Origin of the sequence: Bradyrhizobium sp. (assembly GCF_035701725.1) — a bacterium.
GTDB lineage: Bacteria > Pseudomonadota > Alphaproteobacteria > Rhizobiales > Xanthobacteraceae > Bradyrhizobium.
Genome location: NZ_DASSRP010000297.1, coordinates 1 through 8,918, shown reverse-complemented (window position 1 = coordinate 8,918; position 8,918 = coordinate 1). Strand labels below are relative to the sequence as shown.

Here is an 8,918-nt window from a genome sequence, read left to right as displayed (position 1 = left end):
ACGGTTGCGGAAACTGTCTGATCCGCCGTAGCGTCTTTCGACAGCTCGGCAGTCCCGCCTTTGATCTTCGGTTCAACTTTCTCGGCGGCGGAGACGTCGATTTCTTCACCCGCTGCCGCCGGATTGGCCTGAAATTCTACTGGGTTGCAGAAGCGGTCATCGTCGAGACCGTTCCGGATATCAGAACGCGCCCATCCTGGATCGCGCTGCGCGGACTTCGGATCGGTGCGATCAACTATCGCGTTCAGCGCAAGGTCGCCGATACCCGATGGTCGCGCCTGAAACTCGTCGCCAAGGTGATGGCGCTATTGCCGCTTTCGGTGTTCCGCGCGCTCCGCCTGCTTTTGACCGAGTGGAGACCACTGATCGCCTTGCATCCGATGATTGTCGCCGCCGGCGGACTGCTGGCGGCGATCGGCATCGAACCTCAACCCTACAAAGCTTCGAAGATTGCAGCTTGAACCGGTTCTTGAACCAATTTTCTGTGGCTTCCGATTTCTGCGCCGTCGCCGACGAGCTTCGCGGCCTGCAGCTTCTCGATATCGCGCGGGCGGCCGCTTTTATCGGCGCGCTGCTGCTGGCGTGGATATCGCTGCATCCGTTCATCGATCTCAGCAACATGCTGCTCACCGAAGTGACCATGGGCAACGAAGCGTGGACTTACGCGGCGTTTGCCGCCTTGGCCGTCCTGACGGTTGCGCTGGCGATGCGAGACGGCGCCCCCGGATTCGCGACGCTGCTGTCGCCGGGTTATCTCGCCATGGGCGGATGGATCACCGTGATGGTGGCGATGTCGATCGAGCCCGGCACGTCGGCTCGCCGGTTCGTGCTGGCGATGAGCGTCGCGGCGGTGGCCGCATCGTTGATGTTGCTGCCGAGGAATCAGACTGAACTCAGAAACTGGCTCGCGACCGCGATTCTGACGCTGCTGACGGCCTGTTATCTCGGCTTCCTGCTGGTGCCGAACCTGTCGATACATCTGGCGACCGACGCTCAGGAGCCCGCGCTGGCCGGCGCCTGGCGCGGCGTGTTCGGACACAAGAACATGGCCGCGGGCATGATGGCGATGCTGCTGTTTCTCAGCATCTTTATCATGCGCGCCGGCTCGTGGCTGGCCGGCGGGATTGCGGCGGGTCTGACGCTGCTGTTCCTGATTAATACCGAAGGAAAAAGCGCGCTGGCGCTCTGCTTCGGCGTGCTGGTCTTGACCTCGCTCGCGGCGATGATTCGGTCATTTTGGTTCCGCGCAGCGGTCCTGCTGATGCCGCTCGTGCTGCTCAACATGATCGGCATCGGCAGCGTGATGAGCGAGACCCTGGCGGCGATTTCTAAAGCGTTGCCGCTGGATGCAAGCTTTACCGGCCGTACCGACATCTGGACGTTCGGATTGGAGGTGGTACGGCTGAAGCTATGGACCGGATATGGGTTCTCAGCCTTCTGGGGCAGCAGTGCCGTTCGAAACCTTCCGCAGGGCATGGAATGGGCCGCGACGGCCGCCCACAGTCATAACGGATACCTCGATATCACGCTTGCGTTGGGGCTTCCGGGGTTGGCGCTGCTGATTGCGGTGTTTGTCATCAAGCCTTTGCGGGATTTCCACGGCGCCGACCAAGGCGGCAACAACGGACCGCTGGCGCAGGCGCTGCTCCAGGTCTGGCTGTTCGGACTGTATCTGTCGTCTCTGGAAAGCTTCTTCTTCGACCGCGCCGATCAGATGTGGTTCACCATGATGGTGGCGATGTTCGGATTGCATTATCTCGCGCGATTCCGGCTCGCCGAGTAACGCCCGCGCATCCTAAAGTGTTCTAAAGGTGCGCCTTGATCGCGTTCGCAGCGTCACGCCACCAGCTTTCGAAATCGAACGGAGGATAGGCCGCCGATGGCTTCAGCGAGGTGAGGATCGCGTCAGCGTAAATATCATCGCTCGATCCGCGCGGCACCAGCACGATGGCGCCATGTTCGATCAGACTCTTGAATCGCACATGATGATCGAATTCATCCACGTCGGCGGGACCGGTCACGATCACTGGACGGCCGGTTTGCACGGCGGCGAGGATGCTGGCGCGGCGCGCCGTCAGGCCTTCTTCGAGCGGATAGCAGAAGGCGTCGACCTCGTCGAACAGCCCGAATATCTCCGCGCCGGAATCGACGTAGCCCGAGACGATGACATCCTCCGATAACCTCAGCTTGGTCAACCGCGCATGGAAATCGCCCTCGACGTTGTCGAGGGCCGTGATGAACGACCCGACATAGACGGTAAGCGGACGGTGCCCGCGATCGCGGAGAATGGCAGTGACGTTGAGCAGCGTGTTCGGCTGCTTGCCCGGATAGATCGATCCGAAATGTCCGATCACCACGCGACCGCTTTGTCGTGCCGCCTTGAGCCGCTGGCGCAGCCGGGAATCGGCGGTTTGCGAGGGAGCTACGATATTGGGCGGCAGCGGCGCCAGCACGCATTTCGCGGCGGTCCAACCGACGACAGGATCGGCCGCAAGCTGGCGGCGTACCTGCGGCGAAAACATGACGATCGTATTGGCAAGCAGCAAAGCCGGAACATAGGTGAGGCGGCGCAGCCAGTGCAGGCTCGTCCATTCGTGCTGAAGCAACACGACGCGCCGGCCGCGCAGCCGCGCGAACGCAAGGGCCAGCAGTGGCCGCAAAATGACGCGCTTCCAGGCGACGATCGGGAAGTTGCAAACCACGGTTTGCGCTGAACCGACAGCGCGCCAGATCCCGGCGATCGAACCTTCCGATCGCGTCAAGGTTAATGCCATGCAGCGGCCGGGATCGAGTTTCTCGATGGCTTCAAATAACAGGTGCGTGAATTGGCCGACGCCGCAGTGCATTTGCTGGCCCGCGCCGAGAAACAGCACTTTGTTTTCTACCTGTTCGGTCATGCTGCGGCGTTGCGTTAAGGATTCCAAAAATGATGGCTGGTAGCGGCGGCCTGCGCGCGGTTCCATCCGACGGCGACGTTAGCCATATATCCCTGTGATTGTCTTACCGTCAGCCGCTGCGATTGCCTTGAGCCCCTTTTTTGCGGGATAACGGCGCAGGATCGAGCGTCCACGCGACGTCTGAACAGTGCATAAATTCATTCGGGCCGAGCAAAAATTGGCGGCAAATACCAACAGGTCTCGCGGACCGAGATCGCACGGTCGTGCTCTCGAACGATCGACGCAAGCGCCGGCTGAGGGAAGTTGACGGACGATGGCGATCGTGGAAGCCGAGCGAATCGTCGGACGCGCATCCTCTCCCGCGGCGTCGAGATTCAAAATCGATTTTGTCGATGATTGGAGTCTGGCGGCCACCGGCTGGATCGCCGATGCTCAGGAGACGGCCTTTCAGCATCCGCTGTGGTTCGATATCTGGTATCGCGCCTTCAGTAACGCCTCGCCACTCATTGCGATCGTGAGCGACACCACGATAACGCGCAAGGTCGCTCTGGTGCCGTTGATCCGTCACATGCGCCACGGCGTTCGCATCGTCGAATTCGCCGACTTGAACGTCACCGACTATAACGCGCCGATTTTGCGGGCGGGCGTGGCTTTCGACATGGCGGAGGCGCGAGCCGTCAGCAAGGCGCTGATCGCCGCGTTGCGCAAGGTACCGGGCGGCGTCGATCTCGTTCGCTTTCGAAAGATGCCGGGCCGCCTTGCCGGCGGCATCAATCCACTCGCTGTGCTCGGACGCGACGGCTCCAGTTCGCTCAACGGCAACATCATCGACGTCGGCGAGGATTTCGAGAACTATCGCGCCTCGATCAAGCGAATCCAGATGCCACGCTACTGGCGCGTCTTCAACCGCCATCCCGGCGCGGCATTTCGCATGATCGATTCGGTCGACGAAGCCTTGGAGGTCGTCGACATGATGGACGCGCAGCAGCAGAGGCGCATGCGCAATCTCGGCCTTAACTTCGTACTCAACGACGAAACTCACGGCAGCTTCTACCGCGATCTGGTCAGGCGCGGGCTCACGCAGGGCTACGTGGCGGTCTCGACGCTGTCCTGCGACGAGGGCCTTGTCGCGACCATGCTGGGAATCCGGCACGGTGACTATTTTGCCGTGCTCAGGATCAGCAATGCGGGTGAGCGCTGGTCGCATTGTTCGCCGAGCAAGCTCGTTGTCGAACGCACGATGGCCGCGCTCCACGCGCAGGGCGTTCGCCGCTTCGACTTCAGCGTCGGCAACTACGCCTTCAAGCGCCGGTTCGGCGCCAGGCCGATTCCGCTCACCGATGCGAGCATCGCTATCGGCTGGCGCGGCATCCCTTACGTCTTGCGCGATTACACCGCGCAAGGGCTGCGCCGTTATCCGCGGCTTTCACAATTGGTCGGACGCGCGTTGGGCAGACCGTCACGTGAGGAATGAGATGGCTTCAGCTGCGGAAACCACAAAGGTGCATTTTCGGGTGCTCGATGGCTGGCGCGGAATTGCCGCGCTGCTGGTTGCACTGTTTCACCTCAATCTCTACAGCGCCATCTACCCGCTCGATTTCGTTCGCAATGGCTATCTGTTCGTCGACTTCTTCTTCGTGCTGAGCGGCTTCGTCATCACCTATAGCTATGGCGACCGGCTGAAAACAGCAGGCGATTTGGCCGCGTTCGCGGTTCGTCGCTTTGGCCGCCTCTGGCCGCTGCATGTGGTCGTGCTACTGGCGTTTGTAGCCGCCGAAAGTGCCAAGGCCGTGCTCGCGGCGCGCGGCGCAGCGTTCTATCTGCCACCGTTCACGGGCGCCAATTCGCTCGACACCCTTCCGATCAATCTGGTCTTCGGCCAATCGTTCGGCCTGATCGGGCATCTGACCTGGAACCCGCCGAGCTGGAGCATTTGCGCGGAGTTCTGGACTTACCTGGTTTTCGCCGCGGTGCTGGTTGCCAGCTCGACATGGCTCGGGCGATTCCGTTTCGCGACCCTCGGCGTGATCGGGATGATACTGGCGATCAGCGTGTCGATGCTGGTCCTGTTCGCGCCACATGGCATGGACGTGAGCTACGACTTCGGATTTGTCCGTTGTCTCTACGGATTCTTCGTCGGCCATCTGACCTATCGGCTGTTTCAGGTGACGCCGAGAGCCACGCTCGATTCCAGATTCCCCGAATTGGCGGCGCTGATCGGCATCGTGTGGTACGTGTCGGCGGCCGGGCGCGGCGCGCCGTCGTTTTTTGCACCGCTGGTCTTTGCAGCCGCCGTGTTCGTGTTCGCGTTCGAAGCCGGGCCGGTTTCGCGCCTGATGTCGAACAGGGTCAATGACTGGCTCGGCAAAGTCTCCTATTCGATCTACATGTGGCAGGCGTTCATCATCTTCAACTTTGTCGATCGGCCGGTCTCGATCGTGGAGAAGATCACAGGCCGCGTGTTGACGACGACGGAAGGCATCAGTTCAGCGCTCGGAGGCGAAGCGGGCAAGCTGATCGTACTCGGCGGACAGGTGTTGTCGATCCTGGCGACGTTGCTGTTTCTGGCCGTTCTCGTCGCTGTCGCCAGCGTCAGCTATTATTTGATCGAGCGGCCGGGACAGAAACTGTTTGCGCATCTCGCGCAGCCGCGATGGCGCCTGTCGCCTCCAGCGGTTCGCACCCTCGGCGTCGCGCGGTAGAAGCCGGTCACGAGGCAGTTCGATAGGGCGGCATTCCCTCTGGGGATGCCGCCCTTATTTTATTGCCGCTAGCCGTGCAGCTTCTTGGCGGTTTCCGCGATGGTTCGGCCCTGATAGCGGGCGCCGGCGAGTTCGTTTTCGGAAGGTTGCCGGCTGCCGTCGCCGCCTGTGATCGTGGTGGCGCCGTAGGGCGCTCCGCCAGTCACCTCGTCGAGCTTCATCTGGCCGGCAAAGCCGTAGTTCATGCCGACCACGACCATGCCGAAATGCAGCAGGTTGGTGATGATCGAAAACAGCGTGGTCTCCTGGCCGCCGTGTTGGGTCGCGGTCGATGTGAAGGCGCCGCCGACCTTGCCGTGCAAGGCGCCCTTGGCCCAGAGGCCGCCGGCCTGATCGAGAAAGTTCGCCATCTGCGACGTCATCCGGCCGAAGCGCGTGCCGGTGCCGACGATGATCGCGTCGTAATTGGCGAGATCCTCGATCTTGGCGATCGGGGCGGCCTGATCGAGCTTGTAATGCGAGGCCTTTGCGACCTCGGCCGGCACCAGCTCGGGAACGCGCTTGATGTCGACGGTGGCGCCGGCGTCGCGCGCGCCCTCGGCGACCGCGTTCGCCATTTTTTCGATGTGGCCGTAGGCCGAATAATAAAGCACGAGAACTTTGGTCATAAACGTATCTCCGGGAGACTTTTGGGGGACGAGGTGCATTGCCGGGCGCGCCGGCAATGCGGGTTTCCAGGTAGTTGCGGCGAGGCCGAGAGCCAGATGCTGTTACGCCGCGTCGACCAGCACCAGTTCCGAATCTTCCAACGCGGTGATCTTGATCTGCGTTTCATCGCTGATGGCGAGGCCATCGCGGGCGTTGACGTTGACGCCATTGACGTCGATCTTGCCGACGGCGGGCACCAGGTAGAGATGCCGCGCCTTGGTCGGCGTGTATTGCGCGCTCTCGCCAGCTTTCAGGGTCGCGGCGAGCACGCGCGCATTGGCGCGGATCGGCAATGCATCCTTGTCGCCGGCCTCTCCGCTCGCGATCGCCACGAACTGACCGGAGCGATCCGCTTTCGGAAATGGCTTGGCGCCCCAGGTCGGCGCGCCGCCTGACGTCGTCGGTTGGATCCAGATCTGGAAGATCTTGGTCGGCTTGGGCTCGAGATTGTATTCGGAGTGGCGAATGCCGCTTCCGGCACTCATCACCTGAACGTCGCCCGCTTCGGTACGGCCCTTGTTGCCAAGGCTGTCCTGATGCGTGATCGCGCCTTCGCGCACATAAGTGATGATTTCCATGTTGGCATGCGGATGCGCCGGAAAGCCGGTGTTCGGCGCGATCTCGTCGTCGTTCCAGACGCGAAGTGCACCAAAGCCCATATTGTCGGGATCGTAATGCGTGCCGAACGAGAAATGGTGCTTGGCTTTCAGCCAGCCGTGATCGGCGGCGCCAAGCCGGTTGAAGGGTCTAAGGTCAAGCATTGGGGGACTCCTTTGAAGTTCCGAGTTCACATGGCGCTCTGGATAAGCGTTTCGTTGTTGGCTATAAATAGAAACAATCGAAACATATGGTTTCCATTTTTAGTACAGAGGGCTGCCAATGGCCAAACTTCCGGATTTCGAGGCGCTGGCGATTTTTGCCAAGGTTGTCGAGCTGCGCTCGTTTGCGGCGGCGGCAAGCGAATTGTCGCTGTCGAAGGCGACCGTCTCAAAGGCCGTCACGCGCCTGGAGCAGCGGCTTGGCGCGCGGCTGTTCAACCGCACTTCGCGCCGGCTGGCGCTCACCGACGCCGGGCAAAAATTATCGGGACGTGCGCAGCGCCTGCTCGCCGACGGCGAGGCGGCGGAAAACGATGCCTTGGCGCAATCGGTGGCGCCGCGCGGGCTCGTTCGTCTGGCGGTGCCGATGACCTTCGGGATCAAGGCGATCGCGCCAATCCTGCCGAAGTTTCTCGAAAGCTATCCCGACGTCTCGATCGACCTTCATCTGAGCGACGCCACGGTCGATCTGATCGGCGAGGGCTTCGACGCCGCGCTGCGGATTGCGCGACTGCCGGATTCATCGCTGGTGGCGCGGCGGCTGTGCGGGGTGCCGCGCCACACCGTAGCGGCCGCTTCCTACCTGAAGCGTCACGGCCGGCCGACCCATCCGATGCATCTGGCCCAGCACAAATGCTTTGGCTACGCCTACCTCTCGACCGCCGAGGTCTGGCACTATCGCAACGCCGCGGGCGATGAGGTGAACGTGCGCCCCGCGGGCCAGCTTCGCGTCAATAATGGCGAGGCGGTATTGCCGGCGGTGATCGCGGGTCTCGGGATTGCCGATCTGCCGGATTTCATCGCCGGCGATGCGATTCGCGCGGGCGAGGTCGAAGTCATTCTCAAGGGCTGGTCGCAGCCGGAGGGCGCGGTGCATCTGGTGATGCCGCCGGGCGGCCCGCGTCCGGCGCGCGTCGAGGCGTTGGGCGATTTTCTGGTCGCGCATTTTGGCAGGGTGAAAAAATCCAAGCCGTCGCGTCGCGCATGAGCGATTTTGGCGCTGGCCCACGACCTTTTGCGCAGTTCACGCTTCGGGCCAGTTGGTGTAACCAATCGGCAGAAAAAAGACCCCCGGGGGAAACTGCCGATGAACCGACGCGAATTGCTGAAAGCCACCGCCGCGCTGCCGCTGTTGCAACTGGCGCAGCCGTCGCAGGCCATCGCGGCCATCGATTGGCCGACGCATACGGTTTCGATGATCGTGCCGTTTCCAGCCGGCGGGCAGGCTGATCTCGCGGCGCGACCCATCGCGCATGCGCTCGAGCAGATCCTCGGCAAATCCGTCATCGTCGACAACCGCGCCGGCGGAGCCGGCGGCGCCATCGGCAATGCGGCTGCGGCGCGCGCCGAGCCGGATGGCTACACGCTCTTGATGACGTTGTCCTCGCTGGCGGTGCTGCCGGAGGCCGATCGTCTGTTCGACCGCCCGCCAGTCTATGAGGTCTCGCAATTCGCCCCCGTCGCGCGCGTGCTCGCCGACCCGACATTGCTCGCAGTCCCGGCTTCCGCGCCGTGGAAGACGCTGGAGGAATTCGTGGCCGACGCCAAGAAGCGGCCCGGCGAAATTCGCTACGGCTCGTCCGGTCCGTACGGCACGCTGCACGTCGCGATGGAGATGTTTGCGGCCTCCGCCGGCATCAAACTGCTGCACATTCCCTACCGCGGCGCGGCGCCGGCGCTGAACGCGATCCTGACCGGGACGGTGGATGCGGTGGCCTCGGCCCCGGGAACACTGCGCCAGCTCGTCGATGACGGGAAGATGCGCGTGCTCGCCAATTGGGGCGCCGAACGCA

Annotated in this window: 9 protein-coding genes; 6 read left to right on the top strand and 3 right to left on the bottom strand. The window is 62.4% G+C overall.

Translation table 11 applies throughout. The features are described from left to right. On the top strand, nt 1–461 hold a 461-nt coding region (locus tag VFL62_RS17690; protein WP_414644757.1), incomplete at its 5' end, for a glycosyltransferase family 2 protein. A gap of 8 nt (nt 462–469) precedes the next feature. Beyond that, on the top strand, nt 470–1,783 hold the full coding sequence (locus tag VFL62_RS17685) for an O-antigen ligase (protein WP_325173677.1): 1,314 nt from the start codon (nt 470–472) through the stop codon (nt 1,781–1,783). A 22-nt stretch (nt 1,784–1,805) separates the two neighbouring features. Here VFL62_RS17685 and VFL62_RS17680 read toward each other — a convergent pair whose 3' ends face one another. Continuing rightward, nucleotides 1,806–2,897, bottom strand: a complete 1,092-nt coding sequence (locus VFL62_RS17680) for a glycosyltransferase (RefSeq protein ID WP_325173676.1) — start codon at nt 2,895–2,897, stop codon at nt 1,806–1,808. Between the two features lie 313 nt (nt 2,898–3,210). Between VFL62_RS17680 and VFL62_RS17675 the strand changes: the two genes are divergently transcribed. After that, nucleotides 3,211–4,371, top strand: a complete 1,161-nt coding sequence (locus VFL62_RS17675; RefSeq protein WP_325173675.1) for a GNAT family N-acetyltransferase — start codon at nt 3,211–3,213, stop codon at nt 4,369–4,371. Between the two features lies 1 nt (nt 4,372). Then, on the top strand, nt 4,373–5,599 hold the full coding sequence (locus VFL62_RS17670; protein ID WP_325173674.1) for an acyltransferase: 1,227 nt from the start codon (nt 4,373–4,375) through the stop codon (nt 5,597–5,599). A 68-nt stretch (nt 5,600–5,667) separates the two neighbouring features. Here the strand turns inward: VFL62_RS17670 and wrbA are convergent, their stop codons facing one another. Together wrbA and VFL62_RS17660 are read right to left on the bottom strand one after the other, a co-directional pair. Beyond that, on the bottom strand, nt 5,668–6,267 hold the full coding sequence (gene wrbA / locus VFL62_RS17665; protein WP_325173673.1) for an NAD(P)H:quinone oxidoreductase: 600 nt from the start codon (nt 6,265–6,267) through the stop codon (nt 5,668–5,670). 102 nt (nt 6,268–6,369) lie between these two features. Beyond that, nucleotides 6,370–7,068 (bottom strand): pirin family protein, encoded by a 699-nt coding sequence (locus VFL62_RS17660; protein ID WP_325173672.1) that lies wholly within the window; start codon nt 7,066–7,068, stop codon nt 6,370–6,372. A gap of 118 nt (nt 7,069–7,186) precedes the next feature. On the opposite strand from VFL62_RS17660, the gene VFL62_RS17655 reads away from it, so the two are divergent. Further along, nucleotides 7,187–8,113, top strand: a complete 927-nt coding sequence (locus VFL62_RS17655; RefSeq protein WP_325173671.1) for a LysR family transcriptional regulator — start codon at nt 7,187–7,189, stop codon at nt 8,111–8,113. A gap of 99 nt (nt 8,114–8,212) precedes the next feature. Beyond that, on the top strand, nt 8,213–8,918 hold a 706-nt coding region (locus VFL62_RS17650; RefSeq protein WP_325173670.1), incomplete at its 3' end, for a tripartite tricarboxylate transporter substrate binding protein.